The organism is Streptomyces sp. NPDC049915 (genome assembly GCF_040656475.1).
In the GTDB taxonomy this organism is placed as follows: domain Bacteria; phylum Actinomycetota; class Actinomycetes; order Streptomycetales; family Streptomycetaceae; genus Streptomyces.
Genome location: NZ_JBFAMH010000007.1, coordinates 269,979 through 293,901, shown reverse-complemented (window position 1 = coordinate 293,901; position 23,923 = coordinate 269,979). Strand labels below are relative to the sequence as shown.

Genomic DNA, 23,923 nt, shown 5'->3' with positions numbered 1-23,923 from the left:
CTTGCGGCATCTCTACCGCTGCCCGCTGCGCTGGGCGGACATGGACGCGTACGGCCACGTCAACAACGTGGTGTTCCTCCGCTACCTGGAGGAGGCCCGTATCGACTTCCTGTTCCGCCCGGACAAGGACTTCCAGCAGGGGTCCGTGGTGGCGCGGCACGAGATCGACTACAAGCGCCAGCTCGTCCACCGGCACCACCCCGTGGACATCGAGCTGTGGGTCACCGAGATCCGGGCCGCGTCCTTCACCCTCACCTACGAGGTGAAGGACGACGACCTGGTCTACGTCCGCGCGTCGACGGTCATCGTGCCGTTCGACTTCGAGGCGCAGCGGCCGCGCCGGATCACCGAGGAGGAGCGCGCGTTCCTCAAGGAGTACATGGACGACGCGTCCGAGCGGGGGGCCGGCGCCGTATGACCGTGCTGCACCTCGCCGACGAGACGGAGGCGGCGGACCTCGCCGCCTTCCTCTCCCGGCTGCTGCACTACGACCGGTCGGCCGCGGTGCGCCTGCAGGCGGCGGGCACCGCGCTGGCCGTGTTCGGGCGGCCGCCGTCGTTCGAGGTGCTCGCCATCCGCGCCGTACGGCTGGCCAAGCCGTACGAGAACGGGCTCGACGTCACCCTGGACGTCACCGTCTCCGCCGGTGAGCTGCTGGAGTCCGTCGACGAGGCGGGGGCCACGGCCGTCGTCCCGGCCGCGGTGACCGGTCCGCCGTGGGCGGGCGTTCTGCCCCCGCGCGGCGGCTGGCGGCGCGAGCCGGGGCTGCCGTCCGCGAGCGAGTTGCGCGGCTTGGTCGGCGCGGTCGTCGCCGAGTTCCGCACCCGCACCGAGGAGCTGGCCGCCGACCGGCGCACGCGGGCCGAACTCAACCTCATCGGGCGGGACATCTGGTCCCGGACCGTGGGGGAGACCCGGCTGCCGGTGCGCGTCGTGCACGCCGCGCAGGCACTGGGCTTTCTGCGGCCCGGTGAGAGCGCGGAGGAGCCGACGCTCTTCTCGTCGGGCGCGTGGCTGCGGCTGCGGACGCCCTACGGTTCGGTCGCCGTGCGCACGGCGGGGCTCGGGGCGCTGGGCGCGCTCGGCGTCAGCGTGCGCTGAGGCTCTCGTTCAGCTTTCCTCCCGGTCCGGCCACACGCTGATGTGGTCGCTCTCCAGTTCCAGCGCCACCCGGTCGCGCATGCCCAGCGTGCGCGTGTACTCCGCGGGCAGCTGAAGGCGGCCGGCGCGGTCCAGCATGGCGTACTCGCGCGCCACCACCGTCTCGTGGCCGGTCGTCGCGTCGACCTCGCTGCGGCGCAGCACCTCCGTGGACGTACGGCCGTCCCGGATGGCGACCGTGCGGCGGACCTCGCTCGCGACCGCCTGGTCGTGGGTGACGATCACGATGGTCGTGCCCAGGTGCTCGTTCGCCGTGCGGAACGCGGCGAAGATCTGCTCCCCGGTGTGCGAGTCCAGCTCACCGGTGGGCTCGTCGGCGAGCAGGACCGCCGGGTCGCCGGCCAGAGCCACGGCGATGGCGACGCGCTGCTGCTGCCCGCCGGACATCTGGTGCGGGTGCCGGTCGCGGCAGTCGGTGACACCGAGCAGCTCCAGCAGCTCCGCGGCGCGTTGGGCGCGGGCGCGGCGGCGGGCATACGTGCGGTTGCCGCTCAGCTGGAGGGGGAGGGCGACGTTCTGCGCCGCCGTGAGGTACGGCAGCAGGTTGCGGGACGTCTGCTGCCAGACGAAGCCCACGACCTCGCGGCGGTAGGCCAGGCGGTCCTTGGCGGTCATGGCCAGCAGGTCGTGGCCGGCGACGCGGGCAGCGCCGGCGGTGGGGGTGTCCAGGCCGGCGAGGATGTTCATGAGGGTGGACTTGCCGCTTCCGGACGCGCCGACGAGGGCCATCAGCTCGCCCTTGCCGACCAGGAGATCGAGGCCCTGAAGGGCCTGCACCTCCACGCCGTCGGCCGTGAAGATCCGCACCAGGCGGTCGCAGGTGATCAGGGCGTCGTGGCCGTAGGCGGGGGTGTCGCGGGCGGCCGCCGCCTTGGTCGCCAGGTCGGCGAGGGTGGGGTTGGTTGTCATCGTGACCTCCGGCGCGGGACGTTCGTCATCAGGGCCTGACGCGCAGGGCGTTCTTCGGCGTACGGCGGCGTCGGTGCACGACACGGTTCCTCGGCGCGGCCCCGGTTCACGGAACGCTCCTCGGCGCGGCCCCGGTTCGCCATCCGGTCCTGAGCACGGCCTCGGCTCACGACCCTCTCCTCGGCGTGGCCCCGGTGCACCGCACGGCTCCTCATCGAGCGTCCCCCACCCTCAACTCCCGTACCGCCCCCCGGCGGCCCGTCCACCATGCCTGGGCCGCCGCGACGCCGACCGCCACCGCCAGTACCGCCAGCGCCGGGATCACCAGGGACAGGGCGTCGGTGTGCAGGGCTGCGGGCGGCCCCGCGGACGGGTTCGCGGCCAGCGCGATCGCTGTGAGGTCGATGCCGGGGGCGAGCAGGCGGACGGCCGCCCAGGCGGTCAGGGCGCCGCCCGCCGTGGCGAGGACGGCCTGCGGCACGGACTCCAGGATCAGCAGACGGCGGGCCTGGGCCCGGGTAAGGCCCATCGTGCGCAGCCGGGCGAGCAGCGCCGTGCGCTCGGGCGCGGCGCGCAGCAGGGACAGCAGCAGGGCGAGCACGGCGTATCCGGCGCCGGCCAGGACCGCCGCCGTATAGACGTCTTCCGCGCCGGACTGCAGCGGTGAGTCGACGTACCCGGCGCGCACCTCCGAGCGCAGCTGTACGCCCGCCGTACCGCCGGCCGTCCGGCGCAGGGCCGCGCCGTCGATGTGGTCGCCGGTGAGCAGCAGCGCCGCCGGGCGGGCGGCCTCGGGGGTGAGCGCGCCCCGGTCCACGACGAGGAAGCGGTCGCCGGGCACGGCCGGGGTGCGCTCCCGGACCAGCGCGATGCGCACGGTGACGGTGCTGCCGTCGTCCAGGCGCACCGGGAAGGGCCGGGTGCCGTAGGTGCGGGCGACGGCGGGGGAGGCGAGGGCGGGCAGGACGGCACCGGAAGCCGCGGGGGCGCGCAGGGCGCTCGCGGGGAGGGCGCCGAGGCCGGTGCGGGCGGTGAGCGCGGCGTAGTCGGCCGGGCCCACGCCCGCGACCGGTACCGAGGCCGGGCTGTCGGCGGGCGTCGCCTGGTAGGAGATGCTGACCTCGGCCAGCGAGCGGACCCCTGGCACACGGCGGACCCGGTCGGCCAGGCCGGCCGGAAGCACGGTCGTGGTCTGCGCCTCCACGCGGGCGTCGGCACCGACGGCGAGCAGGGCCGCGTGGTCGCGGGTCTCGCGCACCCCGGCCAGCACCGAGCCGCCGAACGCGGCCGTGGTCAGCGCGGTGAGCAGCGCCAGCAGGGGCAGCACGGCGGAGGCGGAGGAGCGGCCGGCGCGGGCCAGGGACAGCGGGCCGACCACCCCGCGCAGCCGCCCGGCGGGTCGGGCCAGCCCGCGCAACGGCCACGGATACAGCCGCACCAGGACCAGCGCCGCGATCACCGCGACCAGCACGGGCGCCACGGACACCAGCTGCCCGCCGTCGCCGCCCTGCCGGCGCAGGGTCTCCACGGCGGCGGCCGCGCCCGCCAGCACGGTGAGTTCGGCGACGGTACGCCGCCGGGAGGGGCGCCGGGCCGTCACGTCCTGGCGGCCGGAGTGGACGCGGACCACGCGGTGCGCTGCCGCCGCGCGCGCCGGCAGCGCGGCGCAGGCGACGAGCGTGACGGCGAGAGCGGCGGCCAGAGCGGGCAGCAGGCGGCCGCCGGGCACGGCGCGGACGGCGGCGAGCAGACCGAGCGCTCCGGCCGGCAGCGCCACGACCGCCGTCTCGGCGAGCAGGCGTCCCGCCATCCCGCGCAGCGAGGCGCCGCGGGCGCGTAGCAGGGCCAGTTCGCTACGGCGGCGGTCGGCGGCGAGGCCCCCGGCCATGGCCAGGATGACGGCGGCGACCGTGCCGGTGCCGAACGCGGCGACCGCGACGAGCGGGGAGACACCGGAGCGCAGGCCGTCGTAGGTGGTGAGGACGGTGTCGAGGTCGGTGTCGGCGTCGGCGTTCGGGTCGACCGCTGAGCGCACCTCGCGCAGGGCGGGCCCGGACTCCAGGGAGGCGACCGAGGACTTCAGCGCGGCGATGTCCCGGCCGTGCAGGGCGGCGGCGTCGGGCGCGAACCGCCAGTAGCGCTGCGGGGAGCCACGGGTGCCGAGCAGGGCGGGGGCCGCGTCGGGAGGGAGCAGGACGGTGCCGAGCCAGTAGCGCAGCGGGTCCGTGCCGCCGCCGGGCACGGGCTTGAGGGTGGGGCTGCGCAACAGGCTGTCGGCCGACCAGTAGGCGCCGTCGGGGGTACGCGGCGCGACGATTCCGGTGATGCGGACGGTGAGCGCGGGGCGTCCGGCGGCCGGGACGTGCAGGACGCGGCCCACCTGCACGTGCAGGGCCTTCGCCGTTTCCGTGGTGACGGCGCCCTCGACCGCGGCGGTCGTGGCGGTCACCCGGCCGGTGGCGCGGGGCAGCCGGCCGGCGTGCAGCCGGCTGTGCTCGCCGAGGCGGGCCTGGGTGGCGAGGAACACGCGCGCGGGCAGTCCGTAGGGGCGCGGCAGCCAGGCGTCCGGCGCCTCCAGTTCCTCGAACGTGCGCACCCCGTACGTCGACTGGGCGGGGTCGACGGACAGGGGCGCGCGGACCGCGGCCAGGATCTTGCGGTTCCGGGCGCCCAACGCGTCCCGACGCAGGGACTGTTCGAGTTCCTGCACGGAGGACGCGCCGTCGGGCGCCGGGGCGGCCACCCACAGGGTGGTGCGGCCGGGGGTGGCCCGTTCGACGGCGTGGGCGAGACCGGCGTCCTCGTAACGGTCGACGGCGCGCGGGAACGCGGCGGCCAGAGCGGCCGTCAGCGCCACCAGCAGCGCCAGCGCGCAGGCGGCCGCCGGTGCGGCCCGCAGCCGGGTGCGGATCCAGGGCGCGGGTACGGCGGGCACGCGGGGCGTCGAACGCAGCGCCGGCATCTCACTCACCTCCCTGTTCCCGCAGCGCCGACGCGGGGTCCGCGCGGCGCAGCGACAGGAGCAGGGAGACGGCCAGCGGGACGACGGCGACGGCCGCGAGCAGGACGGCGACCTGCCCGGCCGGCAGCTGGACGAGGACCTCGGGCAGCGGGCGGGTGGCCCGGGCGGTGAGCAGGATCAGCGGGATCACCGCGCGGGTCAGCACCGCGCCGAGCGCCGCGCCGACGGCCAGCGCCAGCACCACCAGCACCCCGTGCTCGGCGGCGATCATGCGGGCCAGGCGGCGGCGCGGGGTGCCCAGCGCACGCAGCACCGCGAACTCCGCGTCGCGTTCCCTGAGCGCCCCGGCCGCGCTGACCGCGAAACCGACCGCGGCCAGCGCGGCGGCGACCGCGGCCGCCGCGGCGAACGCGGCCTCGGGCCCGGCGCCGAACGGGTCGTCCCGCAGCTCCTCGGCGATCTCCGCGCGCACCACGACCTGCGAGGGATCGATGTCGGGCCAGGCGCGGACGGCGGCGGCCACCTCGGCCGGGGCCTTCGTGGCCAGCCACCACTCGGTCGGCGTGACGCTCGCGCCGTAGCGGGTCTGCAGCACCTGGTCGACGGTGCGCAGGTCCACCAGGAGGGCGCCGCCGCCCTCGGCGTCACCGGTCGTCGGCAGCTCCCGTACCGTGCGCACGATCCGCACCGGCACGCTCTGACCGCCGAAGACGGCGTCCACCCGCTGCCCGGTCCGCGCGCCGGTGGCGGCGAGGAAGCGGTCGGTGGCCACGCCCGTGACCTCGGGCGCGGGCGGCTGCGCGACCCGCAGCCGGACCGTGACCGCGGCGGACAGCCAGCGGTCGCCGGCCGGCAGGTGACCGGTGGAGTAGGCGAAGGCGGGCGGCGCGGTGGACGTCAGGCGCGGCCGGGACGGGATGGAGCTGTCGTCGGGTCCTGCGACGGTGCCGTCGGCGCGGGAGACGGCGGTCCACGCGGTGGGCAGGGGCAGCCGCCGGCCGGTGCCGTCGGCGGCCGTGGCGGTCAGCGCGTCCAGCGTCAGCCGGTGCTGTTCGGCGCGGCCGGCGGGCTGGGCGATGACGAGCTGCACGCCGGTCAGGGCGAGCGGGCCGCGGGCGCCGCCGAGGTCCGGGCTGAGCGGGTGCGGGCGGCCGTCGGCGGGCAGCCGCCCGGACGGCAGCTGGTACGGCACGCCCCAGCGGTCCTGAAGGGTGAGCGTCACGTCGGCGCCCCCTTCGGGGTCGGAGCCGTGCAGGGTCGCGGTCAGCCGCAGCCGGGCGGTGCCGGCGGGAACGGCCACGCCCGCCGACGGATGTGCCGGGGCGAGGCCGGCGGACAGCGGTCGTACGGGCCGGTCCGCCAGGTCGTGGCGGAGCAGCAGGGTGTCGGCGGCGTGCGCGGTGTCCAGGGCGAGGACGGTCGCGGTGCGGTTGTCCGACAGCGGCAGCGCGGTGCGTACGGCGGGGGCGGCCGAGGTGACGTCGTGCAGTGCTGCGAGCTGTTCGGTGCGGGCGGGACCGGCGTCCCCGGCGGCCGTCACGCGTACCGGCGCACCCGCCCGGAAGTCGGCCTGGTCCTGCTGCGAGCGGTTCCAGGAGGCGCCCTGCCCGATGGCCAGCATGCCCAGCGCGACGGCGAGCACCAGCAGCAGCATCGGCCCGGCGCCGCGCATGGGGCGGCGGCTGAACTGCCAGCCGGCCAGCGCGGTCGCGAGCCCCCGTCCGCCGGTCGCGCGGCGCTCGGCGAGCCGGGCCACCGGCGGCAGCAGCCGCAGGGTGAGCACGGTCCCGGCGAGCAGGGCCAGCGCGGGCGCGGCGACCAGCAGCGGGTCGATGCCGAGGGCGCCGGTGCGGTCACCGCTGACGGCGGCGCGGGTGGCGAGCTGCCAGTACGCGAGCCCCGCGATCGCCAGCAGCCCCAGATCGGCGCCGGCCCGCAGCGCACCGGGCAGCGCCCGCGCCCGGCCCGCGCGCCCACCGCTCGCGGACAGCGCGGGCACGGTGACGGCGAGCGCGCAGCCGAGGGCGACGCCCGCGGCCACCAGCCACACCTGCGGCCGGCCGGCGGCGGGCACGTCCAGCCGCAGTCCGATCCGCGCCAGCGGCCCCTGCCCGGCCAGCAGCCGGGTCAGCGGCCCGGCGAGCAGCGGCGCGCACAGCGCCGCCGGCACGGCCGGCAGCAGCGCCTCCAGCGCGGCCAGGCCCGCCAGGCGGGCGCGGGAGGCGCCGCGGGCCAGCAGCAGCCGGGTCTCGGCCGCGCGTTCGGCGCTCAGCAGCCGGGCCACCAGCAGCAGCGCGCAGGCCGCGAGCAGGGCGAGCAGGAGGGCGACGATCAGCAGCGTGGAGCGGGAGACCAGCAGCGAGCGCTCGATGCCGTCCAGCACGCCGGGCAGGGAGGTGACCGCGGTCGTCGACCCGGCGAGGGCCGGGGCGGAGCGCACGGCGGCACCGGCGCGAGCCGCCGAGGAACGCAGCGCGTCGATACGGGTGGTCGTCAGCGTGGAGAAGTCGGCGCTCACCACCCACGCCGACGGACCCGCGCTCACGGTCGCGCCGGTCAGCACGCGCGGGTCGGCGAGCAGGGGGCCGTATGTGGTGAAGCCGGTCTTCTTCACGCCGCGCCCGCCGACGTCGTCCAGCCGCCAGTACGGCGCGGCGGCGTCGGCTGGCCGGTACACCCCGGTGATCCGCACGGTCACCGCCTTGCCGCCGAAGCGGTCGGTGAGGGTGAGCCGGGCGCCGGGCTTCAGGCCCAGGCGCCGCGCGGCCGCCTGCGGCAGCGCGGCCTCGACGTCCCCGGTGCCCGCGCGGGGCGTACGGCCCTCGCTGAGCCGCACCTGGGAGGGGTCCAGGGCCGCGAAGTGCGTCAGATCGGGGTCGCCTGAGCGTTCGGCCGGCGGCTGCACGGAGCGGGGCAGCGCGTACGGGCCGGACCGCACCAGCGTCCGCACGGTCACCGGCAGCCCGTCGAACGCGGTGCGCGCTGCCTGGCGTACAGCGGTGTCGGCGGCGCCACGGCGGTCGGCGGGTACGTCGGCCTTGACGACCAGGGCGGCGTCGGCGGCGTCGACGGGCCGGGCCAGGGCGTGGCGCAGGGCGGCGTCGCCGATCGCGCCGGCGTAGGCGGTCAGGCCGGCCAGGACGGAGGTGGTGAGCAGGACGGTGAGCAGCGTGGCCGCGAGGAGGAGTCGGTGCGCCCGGGCGCGCAGCAGCACGAAACCCGCAAGCCCCCCGAACCCCGCCACCCCCGGCCCCCCGCCGTTCGTCTTGTCCAGACCTGTCGGCGATGTTGTCAGAGGGGGTGGGCACGGGTAAGCGGTTGTGGACGCAGCTTGACCGGATTGTGACCGGAATCCGGCGTACTACGACCGGAATGCGGAGTTCATCGGGCCCGGAGGGCCGGGATGGACTCGGGGTGCGATCGCTCGACGGCTCGGCTCAGCCGGGGGTGTTGATCATCGAGGCGGCGGCGTACGTGAGGTAGTTCCACAGCGTGCGCTCGTGCTCCTCGGACAGGGCGAGCTCCTCGACGGCGACCCGCATGTGCTTCAGCCACGCGTCGTGCGCCGCCTTGTCCACGGTGAACGGGACGTGCCGCATCCGCAGCCGCGGGTGCCCGCGGTTCTCGCTGTACGTGGTGGGGCCGCCCCAGTACTGCATGAGGAACAGCGCCAGCCGCTCCTCGGCCGGACCGAGGTCCTCCTCCGGGTACATCGGCCGCAGCAGCGGGTCCTCCGCCACCCCCTGGTAGAAACGGTGCACCAGCCGGCGGAAGGTCTCCTCCCCGCCGACCTGCTCGTAGAACGTCTGCTCCTGAAGCGTGCCGCGCCGAATCTCTGTCACGCCTCCCATGCTCTCAGACGCGCGGACCGAGGCCGGAAGACGTAGGACCGGCCCCCGCGGACCCGGCCGCGGCGCTCGCCCGGGGGCGTGGCACGCAGGACAGTGGAGGTATGGCTGTCCATGCCCGTGCGCGGGGGTCGCAGGAGGTCGCCGACGTGGCGCGGGGCGCACTCGTGCGGGAGATCGCGGCGAGCGGGGCCTTCGCCGGGGACCGCGGCTGGCGGGAGGCGTTCGCGGCGGTGCCGCGCCACCTCTTCGTGCCGTCCTACTACGTCGGCGTGCCCGGGGGCTACGAGCGCCGCTGGGGCGAGCACCCCGACCCCCACGCCCGGGAACGCTGGCTGCGCGGCGCCTACGACGACACCCCCCTCGCCACCCGCCTGCGCGACGGGGAACTGCTCTCCTCCAGCAGCCAGCCGTCCCTCATGGCGACGATGCTGGTGGCGCTGCGCCCGGCGGACGGCGACCGGGTGCTGGAGATCGGCGCCGGCAGCGGCTACAACGCGGCGCTGCTGTCGTACCGGCTGGGCGAGGAGAACGTCGTCACGATCGACCTCGACCCGGACATCACCGAGTCCGCGCGCCGGCACCTCGACGCCGCCGGGTACCACCCGCTCGTCGTCACCGGCGACGGCGCGCGCGGGGTGCCCGGGCACGCGCCGTACGACCGGATCATCGCCACCTGCGGGCTGCCGGTGATCCCGCGCGCCTGGCTCGCCCAGTGCCGCCCCGGCGGCCGGATCGTGACGCCGTTCGCCACCGGGGTGGCCGCGCTGGACGTGCACGGCGCCGGGCACGCCGAGGGCCGGTTCCTGGCGACGCCCGCCTATTTCGTGCCCCTGCGCGGTACGGCCCGGCCCGCCGCCCTGCCGCCGCGGCCGACGGGACTGCCGCGCCGGGCCCGCGAGAGCGACCTGTTCCGCTTCCTGCTCGCCCTCACCCGCGGCACCCTCGAGGCGGAGGAGGCCTACGCCCTGTGGGAGCGCGAGGGCATGCCGACCCGCGAGCGCTACGGCCTCACGGTCCGCGGCGAACGCGAGTGGGCGTGGCTGGACGATCCGGAGGGGCCGTACGTGTGGCCCCTCCCGGAGCCGGGTTAGGCCCTGTCGTTTGGATCAGGCCGGCTGTGAGGTGCGGTGCCTTTCGGCCGACCCGAGCGGGGTCTGGTGCGTGCAGCTGCAAGGCGGAGGAGGGCGCCAACGCGGTGGGGGTCCCCCCTGCTCGAAGAGCTTGGGGGAGTTGGCAACCGACGACAACGCGGCTGGGGGTCCCCCCTGCTCGAAGAGCTCGGGGGAGTGCTTGCCAGACCCCGCGACGCCGGGATGATCCAAACGAGCGGGCCTAGCCCCGGCGGACCGTGATCGTCGTCCAGGCGCCCACGTGCACCCGGTCGCCGTCCCGGAGCGGGACCGGCACGAACGGCTGGATCGGCTCGTCCGAGCCGTTGACCGTCGTACCGTTCGTCGAGTTCTGGTCGACGACGGCCCAGCCGCCGTCGGGCTGCTGCACCAGCACCGCGTGCTGATGCGAGACGCCCGGGTCCTCCGGCGGCACGGACAGGTCGATGTCGGGCGTCTCGCCGGTGGAATGGCGGCGACGGCCGATGCTGACCTGGTTGCCGGTGAGGGTGCGCTGCTGCTCCGGCGAGTACGCGGGCAGGTTGAGCCCCGCGGCCTCCGGGCCGGAACGCTGCATCATCGCCATGAAGTACTCGCGGTCCGGACCGATGGTCGCCGTCCAGGTGGCCGGGCCCTGCGGCTGCTGCGGGAACCCGGGGGCCGGGGGTGCCTGGGTGGCGCCGGGCTGTGGGTAGCCGTAGCCGCCGGGCTGCGCACCGCCCGGGCCGTTCGGACCCGAGGGCGCGGGGGGTGTCTGGGTGGCGCCGGGCTGTGGGTAGCCGTAGCCGCCGGGCCGGCCACCGCCCGGGCCGTTCGGGCCCGTCTGCGCGGGGGGTGCCTGGGTGGCGCCGGCCTGCGGGTAGCCGTAACCGCCGTGGCCGCCGGGACCGTTCGGGCCGTTCGGGCCGGACGGGGCGGGGCCGCCGGGGCCGGTGGCGGGGCCCGACGGCGGGGAGATCACCCAGTCGTCGCCACCGCCACCGCCGCCGAACGACGGCCCGGACGGGGCGGGGGGAGCCGGCGGCGCCGAGGGGCCCCGGCCCTGCGGGAACGCGGGGGGCTGGAAGCCCTGCGGGCCGCCGGGACCTGCCGGAGCACCCGGACCGCCGGGGCCACCCGGTGCCGTGCCGGGACCGGCGGGCGGCGTGGGGCCGGGGGGCGGGGGCACCGGACGCGACGGGTCGCTGCCGAAGGGGAAGGGGGCGCCGGGGCCGTTCGGACCGCCGGGCGCACCCGGACCGCCGGGGCCGTTCGGGCCACCGGGACCGCCGTGTGTGACCGGGCCGCCGGGACCTGCCGGAGCACCGGGGCCACCCGTGCCGAAGGGACCGCCGGGGCCACCGGGAGCACCGGGCCCGCCCTGGCCACCGGGACCCGAAGGGGCACCGTGACCTCCGGGACCACCCTGGTCACCGGGACCACCCGCGCCGAACGGACCGCCCGGGCCACCCGGACGCGAAGGCCCACCGGGCCCAACGGCGCCGAACGGACCCCCGGAACCACCCGGGCCCGAAGGCCCACCGCCGCCGAACGGACCGCCCGGACCGCCGGAGGCACCGCCCCCGCCCGGACCCGACGGCTCGCCGCCGAACGGGCTCGGCGGGATCGGCTCGGCGGGCCGGTTCACCTGGGAGGGACGGGAGCTCTGGTAGTCGAAGGAGTCACTGCCGCCGAAGGACGGCCCGGGACCCTGCGGGAAGCGCAGCGCGCCCGGCGCCGAGGGGCCCGGTGCCGAGGGGCGCGGCGGCGCGGCCGGGGTGTACGTGGTCGCCGTGTTGGTCAGGAAGTTCCACCGGCACTCCTCGCAGAACGGCGCCCCGCCCTCGCGCGGTGTACGGCACTGCGGGCACAGCTCCGGCTCGGGCTCCGGCACGGCGGACAGATGACGTCCGCCCGGCTGGCCACCGGGCTGCGCGCCCGGCGGGGGCGGCGGGAAGCCGTAGCCACCGCCGGGAGGCGGCGGGGGAGGCGGCGGAGGTACGGCACCGGCCATGCGGTGACCGCAGACCTCGCACCAGTCGTCGGAACCCGACTGGTGTCCGTTCGGGCAGGTCGGCATGTCGGTGCGTCCCTTCGTTCCTGCTAGGTCACTTCTTCAGTGGTCGTCGGTGGGCTTCAGTGGTCTTCAGCGCGTCACTTCTTTACACGAACAGTCTTTGTCGACCGGGTTTCGAGCGTCATCTCGTCGGCCTCCGTGACCTTCGCCTTCAGTCGCACAGTACCGCTCGCCGCGTCGACCACGTCCACCACCTTCGCGAGCAGTTTCGCAGTATCCGCGTTCCCGGAGGCACTCGCGAGCTGAACGGCCCGGCCCAGTTTGGCCGTTGCTCCATCCATATCACCTGCTTTGCGCAGATCCATCCCCTGTTGGATGACCTGTGCCAGTTCGGCCTGCCCGGTGTAGTGGGCGACCTGCGGGTTGAGGGAGGTGGAGACGACCATGTCGTCGGTCCACACGGCCCGCACCAGACCCTGCGCGCCCAGGTTCTGCGCACCGCCGTCCCCTTGTGGCACGACCAGCGAGACGCGGGCGGCCAGCATCTCCTGGCCGACGTGCGCGACCGGGACCTCGACGCACAGGTGGTAGTCGCGGGACTCGTCACCCCAGGAGCCCGTCGGATAGTCCCCGGCGCGCGGCCCCGCCTCGCTGCGGCGACCGGTCAACTCCTCGACCGTCGGCGCGACTTGCTTGACGAACTTGATGGTCGTGCCCACCGGCGTCCACACCCGCAGGGCGACGTCGGCGACCTCCTTGCCCATCGCCGTCTCCATCATCTGCGTGAAGTCGGCGGCCAGGGCCGCGGGATCGGCGACGATGTCGGCCGTGCCGAGCAGCGCCGAGGCGATCCCTGTGACTTCTTTCACTTCCCAGTCGGTGCCCACGCCCCGCGCGTCACAGGTGAACCGTCCCGCGCAGTGCTCGAGGGCGGCCTTCAGGTCGGCGGGCGACTCGTGCTCGTTGCGGCCGTCGGTGAGCAGGATGCCGTGCCGGATGGCGACGTCCGCCGAGGACAGCAGCGTCTCGGCGAGCCGCAGCCAGGTGCCGATCGCCGTGCCGCCGCCGGCGCTCAGCCGGCGCAGCGCCTGCTTTGCCTGCTCGCGGGTGGTGGCGTCGGCGACCGCGAGCCGCCCGCCGCCCGGGTAGACCTCGGTGGCGACGTGCGTGCCGCCGACCACCGCGAAGTGGACCCCGTCGCGCAGGGTGTCGATCGCGGCGGCCGTCGCGTCCCGGGCGTTGCGCATCTTCGTCGGCGGGTAGTCCATCGACCCGGAGCAGTCCACCATGATCGCCACCGCCGCGGACGGACCCTGCCCGGCGGCGAACAGGTGCGGCGCGCTCACCGCGCTGCCGATCGTGCCGCCGCCGGTCGCCGTGACCGTGACGATGGCGTTGACCTCGCGGCCGCCCTCCGGCAGGTACTCGTTCTGGTACACGTCCACCGAGAACTGCGGCACCGTGGATTTCGAGAAATTGGCCATGCCTGTTCGCTTCCCCCTCAACCACACGCATGGGTGTGGACCCGGCGCGGACCGGTCCCCTCCGGCCCGCTGGCTTCCCCGTGCGAGGCCGGCCCGGGGTGGTCCCGCGCGCGGGCCTCAGGCCGATCCTGCCCCCTGCGGCGGCCCGGGGAACGGCACGACCGCCACTGTTACGTTGTCGTGGCCCCCGCCGTCCAGGGCGTGGCCGACCAGGACCCGCGCGCTGTGCAGCGGACGCACGGCGGCGTCCAGGGGAACCACCTCGGCCATCTCCTCCGCCCCCTCCGCGTAGTTCCACAGCCCGTCGGTGCAGACGACGACCACGCCGGGCCGGTCCGGCTTGTAGCTGGCGGTGTGCGGTTCCAGTTCGTAGGCGTCCGCGCCGAGCCAGCCGGTGATCGCGTGGGCGCGCTCGTCGGCGTACGCCTCCGCCTCGCTCATCAGCCCGGCGGCGACCATCTGCGCGGCCCAGGAGTCGTCCTCGGTAAGCCGGGCCGGGGGTGCGCTGCGGTCGGCCGGCACCCAGTAGACGCGGCTGTCGCCGACCCAGCCGACGACCAGCAGGCCGTTCGTCACCACCGCGCCGACCAGGGTGCACGCCGGTGCGTTCTGGTGCGGGGCGTGCTCGCGGGCCGTCTCCGGCTCGTCGGCCAGGGCGTTGACGGCCTGCGAGGCGGCGACGATCGCGTCGTGCATCGCCTGCTGCGGGTGCGTGCCGCGCGGCAGGGCGGTCAGCAGCGCGTCGCCGGCCGCGCGGGACGCGGCCAGGGAGGCGTCGTCGGGGCGGGTCGCGGAGGACACGCCGTCGCAGACGATCGCCACGGACACCGGGGAGCCGTCGGGCAGCGCGGTGGTGGCGAGGGCGAACGCGTCCTCGTTGCGGTGGTGGCGCAGCCCGCGGTCGCTGACGGCGGCCACCGGACCGGACTCCTGCTCCATGTGGTCGCGTTCGCGGGGCTGGGCGTGCCCGCAGTTCTCGCAGTAGCCGTCGCTGTCCACCCGGCCCGCCCGGCACGCCACGCACACCGAGGTCTCCGGCGCGGCCGCGGCGGCCTCCGCTGCCGCGCGCGGGTCGGGCGCCTGCAACGCGTACTCGTCGGGCTCGTCCGGCCGGTCGAAGCGGACGCCGGCGGCGGGAGCGGCGGGAGCCTGCGGGGGTACGGCGGCCGGTGCCTGCGGCGGTACGGCGGGGCCCGCGGCGGCCGCGGACGGGGCCTGCGGGGGCACCACCGGGGGAGCGGGCGCGGCCGTGGGCGGCATCTGCGGTGCCGGGCCCGGGAGTGCGCCGCCGCCCGAGTCGGTGCCCGGCAGATCCGTCGGCAGATGCACCGAGGGCGGGGTGTGCGAGCCGCCCGGCTCGGCCGCCTGCGGCCACGGGCCCGCCGTGCCGGGGCCGGGCTGCGCTGCCGTGCCCGGGTCCGGCTGTGACGCCGAGCCGTTCCTCGCGACCGGCGGATGGTCCCGCGGCGGTGCCGGCACGGCGGACAGGTCGTATCCGCACGCGCCGCAGAAACGGTCACCCGACTCGAGCGGCTCCGCACAGCTCGGGCAGTTCGACAGGGCTGCCTGCTGGGGCATCTGCGACATCAACTACACCCACGTCCGGGGGCGGTAACGGTTGGCACGTTCCACCAGGTCGATCCTTTCCTCGCCGCCGGGCGCGAGCCGGGCCAGCGTGCGGTACGAGCGCTCGAGTCCGAAGCGCAGCCCGCGTTCGTCCAGTTCGCTGCCGAGCAGCACTCGCCGGGCGGCCGGCGTGCCGCCCTGGCCCCCGGAGAGTATCCAGTCCAGGGCGCACCCGAGCACTTCCGTGGCCAACTGCTCGCGCCGCCCCTGGTCCAGACCGTACGCCTGAAGCGCCTCGACCTGTGCGGCGGCGGCCGTCAGGTCGTCCAGGAACGCACCGTCCGCCGTGCGCCGGCGCAGCCGGGCCCGCACCGCCGCCACGCGGGCGGCCGTGTAGTGGATGGACGCCTCCGGCACCGACTCCAGTGTGTGGACGGCACCCGCGCGGTCACCCGAGGCGAGGCGCACCCGGGCCAGGCCGAACGCGGCGCTGACATGGCTCGGGTCGCTCGCCCACACCAGCCGGTAGTACTCGGCGGCGTTGTCCAGCTGGCCCAGCACCTCCGCGCACAGGCCGAGCGCCAGCTTGGGCGCGATCTCGCCGGGGAAGGCGTCGTAGACCGCGTCGAAGGCGAGCGCGGCGTCCTCGTGGTCGCCCGTCACCAGCGCGGCCACGCCCCGGTACCAGACCACCCGCCAGTCGTCCGGACGTTCGTCGTCCAGCTTGGCCAGCGCCATGCGCGCCGCGTCGAAGTCGCCGTGCTCCAGCCAGGCGCGCGCCTGCCGCAGCCGGGTCTCCACCGACGGCGCCGGCGCGGCGGCGAGCGCGTTGAGCAGCTCGGCGGGCGCGGAGGTCATCAGGCCCATCAGGAAACCGGCGTTGGGGTCCCCGGAGTCGACGTGCGGCACGGGCAGGGCGAGCGCGGCCGCACGGATGTCCACCGGCCGCACCAGCGACGCGGGGATCCCGGAAACACCGGAGGCACCGGCACCGTTCGTTCCGGCAGCACCCGCCGCCGCTGCGCCTCCCGCACCCCGCCGCCCGCGCACCGCCCGCGCCCCCAGCCGGGACACCTCGCCCTCCAGCCGCGGGAACAACTCCGTGTCCGTGACCTTCACTTCCGGTCCGAACAGCGTCGACAGCGCCGGCCGCGCCCGCCCCGACTGCAGCGACACCACCTCGCGCAGCACCCCGGTGAGCTGCTCGGCCATCTCCTGCGCGGAGGCGAACCGGCGGGCCGGGTCCGGGTCGGTGGCGCGCACCAGCAGGCGGTAGAAGGACTCGTACCGGCGGAAGACCTCGATGGTGTCGGGGTCGGGCAGCGAGTCGGCGTAGACGGTGGTGTAGCCCTGGAAGTCGAAGGTGAGGACGGCCAGCGTCCGGCCGACCGTGTACAGGTCGCTCGCCACCGACGGGCCGACGTCGGCGACCTCGGGCGCCTGGTAGCCGACCGTGCCGTAGATCGCGGACTCGTCGTCGTCCATGCGGCGCACGGCGCCCATGTCGATCAGCTTCAGCTCGTCCTCGGTCTGGATGGCGTTGTCGACCTTGAAGTCGCAGTACAGCAGGTTGCGGCTGTGCAGATGGCCGAGGGCCTCCAGCGCCTCGATGCCGTACGCGCAGGCCTGTTCCACGGGCAGCGGGTCGCGGTGGCCGTCGGGCGTGCGGCGGGCGTTGGCGATCTCCTTGAGGGACTTGCCGCCGACGTACTCCATGACGATGTAACCGTCGAGGGAGCCGGTGCGCTGGTCGAGGTGCTCGACGAAGTTGTAGATCCGCACGATGTTGGCGTGCTCGATCTCCGCGAGGAAGCGCCGCTCGGAGATCGCGGCGGCCATCGCGTCCTGGTCACCGGTGTCCAGCAGGCCCTTGAGCACCACCCACCGGTCCGCGACGGCCCGGTCCACGGCGAGGTAGATCCAGCCGAGGCCGCCGTGCGCCAGGCAGCCCACGACCTCGTACTGGCCGCGCACCACGTCCCCGGCCTTCAGCTTCGGCACGAACGAGTACGGGTGCCCGCACTTGGTGCAGAACCCCTCGGTGCGGCCCGGCCGGTCCCCGCGCGCGCGGCCGACCGGCGCCCCGCAGTCCGAGCGGGAGCAGAACCGCTTGCGCTCGGGCACCTCCGCGTCGTCCAGCACCATGGCGCGCGGGTCGGGCCGCGGGATCGGCGGCACCTGCACCAGGCCCGCGCCGAGCCGGGAACGGCCCGAGGAGGCCGCGCCCGAGCCCGAGCTGCGCACCGACACCGAGCGGCCCGTCGACTTCCCCGACAGCGAGCGCGACAGCCGCCCGGACACCGAGCGCCGCGACTTCGACGACTGCGAGGACGTACGGGAGCTGCGCGCGCTCGTGCTGGAGGAGCCCTTGGAGCCCCGGCCGCCCGCGGTGAGGCCGGTCGGCACCGAGCCGACCATGCCGGTCGGGGAGACGACCGGCGCGAGCCCGCAGGTGTCGCAGTACAGTTCGCCGCCGCCGACGTCCTCGTACGCCCCGTCGCAGCCCGGCCGCTGACAGCTCTGTCCCGCACGGCTCATGACGGCTCCCCCCTGACGTCCTCCGACCGGCTCTGCTGCTCCGGCACCCGCGGCGCGGCGAGCGCCTCGGCGGCCGCCTGCTGGTAGCGCAGCACGGCCTGTCCGGCGACGCGCAGATCGCACGGCGCGCTCCACAGCATGCGGCGCGCCTTCTCGTACCGCTCGATCAGCAGCGGGTCCTCCGCCAGCCCGTGCCGGGCCACCTTCGCCTTGTAGGCGTCCAGGCGGCCGCGCAGCTCGGCGCGGACCGCGAGCGGCGCGGTGACCGCGGTCAACGACTCGCGAGCCCGCAGCAGTTCGTCCTCCGCCCGCTGCTCCAGCGACTCCAGCAGCGGCGACAGCCGGTGCCACTGGGCCTGCCGGCGGTACTCGGCGGCCGCGGCCAGTTGCTCGTGCAGCGCGGTCGGCGGGCCGCTGACCACCGGCACCTCGGTCGCCGCGATCTTCGCCAGCACCTCACCGCGCGCGGTGCGGGCCTCGGCGAGGGTGCGGTCGGCGCGGGAGAGCACGTCCCGCAGCCGCACCAGCCGCTTCTCGGCGTCCTGCCGGACGGTGAGCACGGCCTCGATCTCCCGGCGCACCTCGTCCAGGGCCCGCGCCTCACGGTCGTAGACCGCGGTGTCCGGGCGGCCGCCGCCGGGCGCCGAACTGCCCTGCGCGGGCAGCCAGTACGCCAGCGGGTCACTGACCACCTCCTCGCGCAGCTTCGTCAGCGTGCGCGTGATGCGCTCCAGGTCGTCACCGGCCGGATGCTCGCCGGGGCGCACTCCGACGGAGTGGGCGAGCTGCCGGGTGCGCTGGAGTTCGGCGGCGAGTAAATCGATACGGGCCGGCAGCGCCGACCACACCGCGTCGGCGGCGACGACCATGTCCAGGCCGGCGGCGTACAGCTCGTTCATCCGGTCGACCAGCTCCGCCAGCGAGTACCGCTCGCTCAGTTTGCCCGAACCACCCTGCCCGGCGGGGGCGTCGGCGACGGTCACACAGTCGCCGCGCAGCAGCTCGGTCAGCTCCACCAGGTCCTCGCGGCTGGACCAGCGGCGCCGCGAGCGGATCTCGCGGGCGGTGCGCAGCGCGGCCGTGTAGGCGTCGAAGTACGTCCACAGCAGCATGATCGACGCCTCCGTGGCGATCCAGCGCTCACGGGTGACGCCGGTCAGTTCGGCGCCCTCCAGCAGCCTGCGGCCCGCGTGGTCCTGCAGGGCCAGCAGCGACGTCTCGATCGCCTCGTGCTCCTGGCCGAGCCGCGCCAGCGCACGGTCCACCTCGTCCCGGTCCATCACCGGCCCGGCGGGGTCCGTGACGCCCATCGATCACCTCTCGCTGCTGTGTGGGTCGTTGCGGTGCTCGTGTCCGCGCTTCGCTCAGCTCGTGCGCAGGTACTGCGGCGCGGGCGGTCTGGACGTCGCCGCGTCGCTCCCCAGTGTCGCCGACAGCCAGGTGCCGTACGACGTCTGCCAGCCGCTCGCGCTGTAGGCGACCAGGATGCGATTGACCCGGCGTACCAGATCGTCCGCGTCCTTCTTCATCGCCACGCCGTAGTACTCGGTGGTGAAGGCACTTCCCTTCAGTTCGACCGTCGGGTCCTGGGCGGCCTGGCTCGCGGCGAGCGCGCCGTCGGTGACCACCGCGTCGACCTCGCCGAGCTGCAGGCGGACCAGGCAGTCCAGCTGGTTCGGGACGGTGGTGGAGATGTCCGCGGAGGCGGGCAGCCGGCCCGCCTTCCGGTCGTCCGCGAGCGTCGTGTACGCCGTCGAACCGGCCGCCGTGCAGATCTTCTTGCCGGCGAGCGTGTCGTCGTAGCCCGTGATCGGCGAGTCCTTGGGCGCGAGGACCTGCTGGCCGGTGCGGAAGTACGGGGCGGAGAAGGCGACGTCCTGCAGGCGCTTGCAGGTGATCGTCATCGTGCGGACGACCATGTCGACGACGCCGCTCTGGATCGCCTGGATGCGCTGGTTGGTCGGGATGGCCTTGAACTGCACCGCGTCGGGGTCGCCGAGCAGGTCCCGGGCGATGGCGTGCACCAGGTCGATGTCGAAGCCCTCCAGCTGCGCGCCCTTCTTGTTCGGGTCGCGGTAGCCCCAGCGGTAGCTGTTCTGGTCGACGCCGACGACCAGCTTCCCCTTGGCCTTGATCCGGGCGATGGTGGGCCCGTCGGCCGCCGAGGGCGCCGGCGTCTGCTTCTCGGGGGCCGCGCACGTCCCGGCGCGCGCCTGGGTGCCGACGGCGACCCCGGAGGCGTCGTCCCTCGCCGGAGCGCTCCCGCCGCCGCGCTGGGTCAGGGGCAGCAGCAGCGCGCACGCCAGCGCCAGGGCGCACACGACCGCCATCGCGCCGACCCCGCCCCAGCCCCTGAGTTCGGCCCGCAGGTGTCGCAGCCTCATCGTCACGCCCCCTTCCACCCGTGCGTCCCTCATCGGTACTCCGACAGCCTGCGGCCGATGCCGAGGACCGCGCCGGCCGCGCCCAGCACGGCGAGGGCGGCGGCGCCCCACGCCAGGCCGGCCATCGCGTCCAGGCCGTCGCCGGCCGCCTGCCGGAACTCCGTCTCCTCGTGCGCCAGCGCCGCGGCCAGGTTGGCGTCGACGCTGTCGAAGCACTCACCGGTGGCGCCCTTGGCGCCGATCACGCCGTTCAGCGCCTTCTCGTACTCGCCGGACTCGTCCTGGCCGCGGGCCGCGTCATGGCGCCGGTTCCACTCCGCCATGTTGCCGACGGCCGCGGTGACCGGCTTCGCGCCGGCGGTGTCGTCGGCGAGCCGGCGGGCCGCGGCCAGGCTCTTGTCCAGGGCGGCCATGTCCGTCCGGAAGGAGGCGTCGTATCGGTCCTTGCCGTCCTTGGTCGTCTCCGCGCCGCGCGCCACCAGGGTGAGGTTCTCGTTGCTGCGGGCCTTCAGGGAGGCGATACGGGCGTCCTGCAGGACGTTGAGCGAGCGCACGCCCCTCTCGCGGGAGTCGTTCAGGTCAGCGCGGGCGACGCTGTGGCCGACGACCAGCCACAACAGCACCACCGCGGCCGCCGTGGTGGCGGCGACCAGGCCCTGGTTGAGGACGCGGTGGGTGCGCCGGTAGTGCCGGTGCTGGGCCCAGCCCAGCGCGGCCAGCGCCAGCACTCCGAGCCCGATCGCCGCCCAAGGGTAGGGCGTGGCGTCCGCGTAGTCGGCGCTCAGGCGCTCGTTCTCCTTGGTGTACAGGTCCTCGGCCGCCGGGAGCATCTGCTGCTGCATCTTCTCGTTGGCGTACCTCAGGTAGGCGCCGCCGACCGGGAAGCCCTGCCGGTTGTAGGTGCGGGCGCGCTCCACCAGGCCCTTGTACTCGGGCAGCAGCCGGTTGAGCTTCGTGATGGTGGCGGCGGCCGGGGAGCCGGGGTCGGAACTGCCGGCGGCGGTGACCAGGCCGGTGGCCGCCGTGCGGATGTCCCGCTCGTAGCGGTCGCGGGATGCCTTGGTCTCCTGGCCGCCGGCCAGGAAGCCGCTGGAGGCAGCGGTGTTGGCGTCGGCGAGCGAGCGGTAGATGTCGGCCGCGGCGGCGCTCAGCGGCCGGCTCTTGTGCAGGACGTCGTCGGCGGCGGCCGCCCGCTCGGTGACCTGCCAGGCGGTGACCGCGCCGAACGCGACGACGAGCAGCGCGAGGACGGCTCCGATGGTGCGCAGCCGGCCCGGTTCCGTGACGGCGGCGGTGCGCAGCCGCTCCACGCCCTCCGCGAACGCCGTACGGCGCGCGGGGCGGCCCGGTGCGGGGGAGACGGGGCCCGTGGTCGCCGCGGGCGCGGGGGGACGGACGGCGGGCTGCGGGGGGATCGCCGGCATCGTGGGCGTGCCGGGGCCCGGCGGTGGCGCCGCACTGCTTCGCTGCGGGTGTGTCACTGCTGACCTCCCCCATGGTCATCCGTCGCCGCAAGTATCGCTGCCGGGGCCCGTATCCGCACCGGCCGTCACCCGATCTTGATCCGATCGCAGCGTGGTGCGCGGCCCGGCGCCGGATGTCCCGTGCCTGCCCGTCCTGAAACTGCCCTGCCCATGAATACGTCGGGGGAACCGGATCGGTTCCCCCGACGTCACTCACGGGTGACGGACGGTCACCCCATCGCGTACGTCGCCGTACCGCTCAGCTCGCGTCATGCGCGAAGTGTGCCCGCAGCCGTTCCTGCGCCGCGGCCGCCGCTCCCAGCCGGTCCATGCCCAGCAGCGCCGCCCCCAGCACGGGCCGCTCCCGAACCACCCGCGGTACGGCCTTGGGCGCGCGTTCGGCCAGCAGCTGCCGTACCGCGTCGTCGAGCTGGGCGTGGCCGGCGGCGAGGACCCCGCCGCCGAGCAGCACCGGGGTCTCCTCCGACAGCAGGTCCAGGCGGGTCAGCGCGACCACCGCCATGGTGGTGATCTCCTCGGCGAGCCGGTCGACGATCCGGCGGGCCACCGGGTCGCCGGCGGCCGCGGTGGCGAACAGCACCGGCGTCAGCTCGTGCCGGCGGGCGTGCTCCACGTGTCCCAGGTGCAGGGCCTCGATCAGCGCGTACATGGAGTCCAGGCCGAAGTGCGCGGGCAGGGTGCGGGCCAGCTCGGTGGGGCCGCCGCGCCCGTCCTCCGCGCGCGCCGCGTGCCACAGCGCCTCCTCGGCCAGGAACCAGCCGCCGCCCCAGTCCCCGGAGATGCGGCCGATCGCCGGGAAGCGAGCGGTACGGCCGCCGGGGCGCATGCCGACGCAGTTGATCCCGGCGCCGCACACCACGGCCACCCCACGCGGCTCGGCGACGCCGGCCCGCAGGATCGCGAAGGTGTCGTTGCGCACCTCGACGGACGAGCCCCACGCACGCGCGTGCAGGGCCGCCGCCAACTGCTCCTCCTCCACCGGCAGATCGGCGTTGGCCAGACAGGCGGAGACATGCCCGACGGCGGTCACCCCGGCACGCGCGTACGCCTCCGCGACCGCCCGCGCGAGCGTGTCCACCGCCGCCCGAACGCCGACCGTGGGTGGCCGGAACTCGCCGCCGCGGGCCGTGGCGAGGACGGTGCCGTCCGCGGCCACGACCGCCACGTCGGTCTTGCTGTTGCCGGCGTCGATGGCGAGGACGCTCCCCGTCAGGCCCACGGAAGGTGCTCCCGGTTGTGCGCGATCAGCCGGTCGGTGAGGGTGTCGGCGTAGGCGTACTGGCCGATCAGCGGGTGGGCGAGCAGCGCGCGGAAGACGCGGTCGCGGCCGCCCTTCAGGGCCGCCTGCAGGGCCAGGTCCTCGTACGCGGTGACGTTCGCGATCAGGCCCGCGTACAGGGGGTCCAGGCGCGGCACGGGCAGCGGCGCGGCGCCCTTGGCGCCGACCGCGGCCTGCACCTCGACCACCGCGTCGTCGGGCAGGAAGGGCAGCGTGCCGTTGTTCAGGGTGTTCACCACCTGGTAGGGGCTGCCCGCGCCGCCCAGCAGCGCCGCCGCGAGGTCGACGGCGGCCTCCGAGTAGTAGGCCCCGCCCCGCTTGGCCAGCAGCTCCGGCTTCTCGTCCAGCGCCGGATCGCCGTACATCTCGAGCAGTTGTTTCTCCATCGCGGCGACCTCGGCCGCCCGCGACGGCTTGGTGCGCAGTTCGCCGACGACCTCGTCGTGGGCGTAGTAGTAGCGCAGATAGTACGACGGGACGACACCGAGGCGGTCCAGCAGCGGGCGGGGCAGGCGCAGGTCGGCGGCGATGGCGTCGCCGTGCTCGGCGAGCAGGCGGGGCAGCACCTCCTCGCCCTCGGGGCCGCCCAGGCGCACCCCGGTCTCCCAGGTGAGGTGGTTCAGGCCGACGTGGTCCAGGTACACCTCGGCGGGGGAGACGCCGAGGTGGGCGGCGAACTTGCGCTGCAGCCCGATCGCCACGTTGCACAGCCCGACCGCCTTGTGGCCGGCCTGGAGCAGGGCGCGGGTGACGATGCCGACCGGGTTGGTGAAGTCGATGATCCAGGCGTGCGGGCTGGCGCGGCGGACCCGCTCGGCGATGTCGAGGACCACGGGCACGGTGCGCAGCGCCTTGGCGAGGCCGCCCGCGCCGGTGGTCTCCTGGCCGACGCAGCCGCACTCCAGCGGCCATGTCTCGTCCTGCTCGCGGGCCGCCTGCCCGCCCACCCGCAGCTGCAGCAGCACCGCGTCCGCGCCGTCCACAGCGGCGTGGAGGTCGGCGGTGATGACGACGCGGCCCGGGTGGCCCTGCTTGGCGAGGATGCGGCGGGCCAGGCCGCCCACCAGATCGAGCCGCTCTGCGGCCGGGTCGACGAGGACCAGTTCCTCGACGGGGAGGGTGTCCCGCAGGCGTGCGAAGCCGTCGACGAGTTCGGGGGTGTAGGTCGAGCCGCCCCCTACCACGGTGAGTTTCATATGC

16 protein-coding genes are annotated in these 23,923 nt (G+C 75.5%); 3 read left to right on the top strand and 13 right to left on the bottom strand.

Going from position 1 to position 23,923, the window contains the following annotated elements; translation table 11 throughout:
• Position 1: 1 nt before the first annotated feature.
• Both AB0J12_RS15610 and AB0J12_RS15605 read left to right on the top strand, forming a co-directional pair.
• On the top strand, positions 2-418 hold the full coding sequence (locus AB0J12_RS15610) for a thioesterase family protein (protein ID WP_363264815.1): 417 nt from the start codon (positions 2-4) through the stop codon (positions 416-418).
• Entirely contained in the window at positions 415-1,101 is a 687-nt protein-coding gene (locus AB0J12_RS15605) for a hypothetical protein (RefSeq protein ID WP_363264814.1), read from the top strand. Before AB0J12_RS15610 ends, AB0J12_RS15605 begins: the two co-directional genes overlap by 4 nt.
• A gap of 9 nt (positions 1,102-1,110) precedes the next feature.
• On the opposite strand, the gene AB0J12_RS15600 is transcribed toward AB0J12_RS15605, so the two are convergent.
• The 4 genes from AB0J12_RS15600 to AB0J12_RS15585 all read right to left on the bottom strand — a co-directional run bounded on the left by AB0J12_RS15600 (position 1,111) and on the right by AB0J12_RS15585 (position 8,883).
• Complete coding sequence (locus AB0J12_RS15600; protein WP_363264813.1) at positions 1,111-2,070, bottom strand: ABC transporter ATP-binding protein; 960 nt, start codon at positions 2,068-2,070, stop codon at positions 1,111-1,113.
• Positions 2,071-2,281: 211 nt separating this feature from the next.
• Positions 2,282-5,032, bottom strand: coding sequence for an FtsX-like permease family protein (locus AB0J12_RS15595; RefSeq protein WP_363264882.1), 2,751 nt, complete (start codon positions 5,030-5,032; stop codon positions 2,282-2,284).
• A 1-nt stretch (position 5,033) separates the two neighbouring features.
• On the bottom strand, positions 5,034-8,276 hold the full coding sequence (locus AB0J12_RS15590) for an FtsX-like permease family protein (RefSeq protein WP_363264812.1): 3,243 nt from the start codon (positions 8,274-8,276) through the stop codon (positions 5,034-5,036).
• A gap of 193 nt (positions 8,277-8,469) precedes the next feature.
• A complete protein-coding gene (locus AB0J12_RS15585) occupies positions 8,470-8,883 on the bottom strand; it encodes a globin (RefSeq protein WP_363264811.1) in 414 nt (137 codons plus the stop codon).
• Between the two features lie 101 nt (positions 8,884-8,984).
• Here AB0J12_RS15585 and AB0J12_RS15580 point away from each other — a divergent pair, with 101 nt between their 5' ends.
• Positions 8,985-9,974: a methyltransferase domain-containing protein gene (locus AB0J12_RS15580; RefSeq protein WP_363264810.1), complete on the top strand. Its 990-nt coding sequence runs from the start codon at positions 8,985-8,987 to the stop codon at positions 9,972-9,974.
• 241 nt (positions 9,975-10,215) lie between these two features.
• Here the strand turns inward: AB0J12_RS15580 and AB0J12_RS15575 are convergent, their stop codons facing one another.
• The 9 genes from AB0J12_RS15575 to AB0J12_RS15535 form a co-directional block, all read right to left on the bottom strand.
• The gene (locus AB0J12_RS15575; RefSeq protein WP_363264809.1) at positions 10,216-12,051 is read right to left on the bottom strand and encodes an FHA domain-containing protein; all 1,836 of its coding nucleotides are present in this window, start codon (positions 12,049-12,051) and stop codon (positions 10,216-10,218) included.
• A gap of 74 nt (positions 12,052-12,125) precedes the next feature.
• Positions 12,126-13,472, bottom strand: coding sequence for a VWA domain-containing protein (locus tag AB0J12_RS15570; protein ID WP_363264808.1), 1,347 nt, complete (start codon positions 13,470-13,472; stop codon positions 12,126-12,128).
• A gap of 117 nt (positions 13,473-13,589) precedes the next feature.
• Positions 13,590-15,059 (bottom strand): PP2C family serine/threonine-protein phosphatase, encoded by a 1,470-nt coding sequence (locus AB0J12_RS15565; protein ID WP_363264807.1) that lies wholly within the window; start codon positions 15,057-15,059, stop codon positions 13,590-13,592.
• Between the two features lie 3 nt (positions 15,060-15,062).
• A complete protein-coding gene (locus AB0J12_RS15560) occupies positions 15,063-17,576 on the bottom strand; it encodes a tetratricopeptide repeat protein (RefSeq protein WP_363264806.1) in 2,514 nt (837 codons plus the stop codon).
• On the bottom strand, positions 17,573-18,886 hold the full coding sequence (locus AB0J12_RS15555; protein ID WP_363264805.1) for a hypothetical protein: 1,314 nt from the start codon (positions 18,884-18,886) through the stop codon (positions 17,573-17,575). The genes AB0J12_RS15560 and AB0J12_RS15555 overlap by 4 nt, the downstream gene beginning before the upstream one ends.
• 54 nt (positions 18,887-18,940) lie before the next feature.
• The gene (locus AB0J12_RS15550; protein WP_363264804.1) at positions 18,941-19,960 is read right to left on the bottom strand and encodes a glutamate ABC transporter substrate-binding protein; all 1,020 of its coding nucleotides are present in this window, start codon (positions 19,958-19,960) and stop codon (positions 18,941-18,943) included.
• Between the two features lie 29 nt (positions 19,961-19,989).
• Entirely contained in the window at positions 19,990-21,384 is a 1,395-nt protein-coding gene (locus tag AB0J12_RS15545) for a hypothetical protein (protein WP_363264803.1), read from the bottom strand.
• Positions 21,385-21,682: 298 nt separating this feature from the next.
• Entirely contained in the window at positions 21,683-22,663 is a 981-nt protein-coding gene (locus AB0J12_RS15540; RefSeq protein WP_363264802.1) for a BadF/BadG/BcrA/BcrD ATPase family protein, read from the bottom strand.
• Positions 22,654-23,919, bottom strand: a complete 1,266-nt coding sequence (locus AB0J12_RS15535) for a 6-phospho-beta-glucosidase (protein ID WP_363264801.1) — start codon at positions 23,917-23,919, stop codon at positions 22,654-22,656. The genes AB0J12_RS15540 and AB0J12_RS15535 overlap by 10 nt, the downstream gene beginning before the upstream one ends.
• Positions 23,920-23,923: the final 4 nt, after the last annotated feature.

Coding starts and splice junctions, on each gene's coding strand:
- AB0J12_RS15605 (WP_363264814.1), top strand. CDS start 415: ATGACCGTGCTGCACCTCGCCGACGAGACGGAGGCGGCGGACCTCGCC.
- AB0J12_RS15570 (WP_363264808.1), bottom strand. CDS start 13,472: ATGGCCAATTTCTCGAAATCCACGGTGCCGCAGTTCTCGGTGGACGTG.
- AB0J12_RS15575 (WP_363264809.1), bottom strand. CDS start 12,051: ATGCCGACCTGCCCGAACGGACACCAGTCGGGTTCCGACGACTGGTGC.
- AB0J12_RS15585 (WP_363264811.1), bottom strand. CDS start 8,883: ATGGGAGGCGTGACAGAGATTCGGCGCGGCACGCTTCAGGAGCAGACG.
- AB0J12_RS15560 (WP_363264806.1), bottom strand. CDS start 17,576: ATGAGCCGTGCGGGACAGAGCTGTCAGCGGCCGGGCTGCGACGGGGCG.
- AB0J12_RS15600 (WP_363264813.1), bottom strand. CDS start 2,070: ATGACAACCAACCCCACCCTCGCCGACCTGGCGACCAAGGCGGCGGCC.
- AB0J12_RS15580 (WP_363264810.1), top strand. CDS start 8,985: ATGGCTGTCCATGCCCGTGCGCGGGGGTCGCAGGAGGTCGCCGACGTG.
- AB0J12_RS15595 (WP_363264882.1), bottom strand. CDS start 5,032: ATGCCGGCGCTGCGTTCGACGCCCCGCGTGCCCGCCGTACCCGCGCCC.
- AB0J12_RS15535 (WP_363264801.1), bottom strand. CDS start 23,919: ATGAAACTCACCGTGGTAGGGGGCGGCTCGACCTACACCCCCGAACTC.
- AB0J12_RS15565 (WP_363264807.1), bottom strand. CDS start 15,059: ATGTCGCAGATGCCCCAGCAGGCAGCCCTGTCGAACTGCCCGAGCTGT.
- AB0J12_RS15550 (WP_363264804.1), bottom strand. CDS start 19,960: ATGAGGCTGCGACACCTGCGGGCCGAACTCAGGGGCTGGGGCGGGGTC.
- AB0J12_RS15555 (WP_363264805.1), bottom strand. CDS start 18,886: ATGGGCGTCACGGACCCCGCCGGGCCGGTGATGGACCGGGACGAGGTG.
- AB0J12_RS15545 (WP_363264803.1), bottom strand. CDS start 21,384: ATGCCGGCGATCCCCCCGCAGCCCGCCGTCCGTCCCCCCGCGCCCGCG.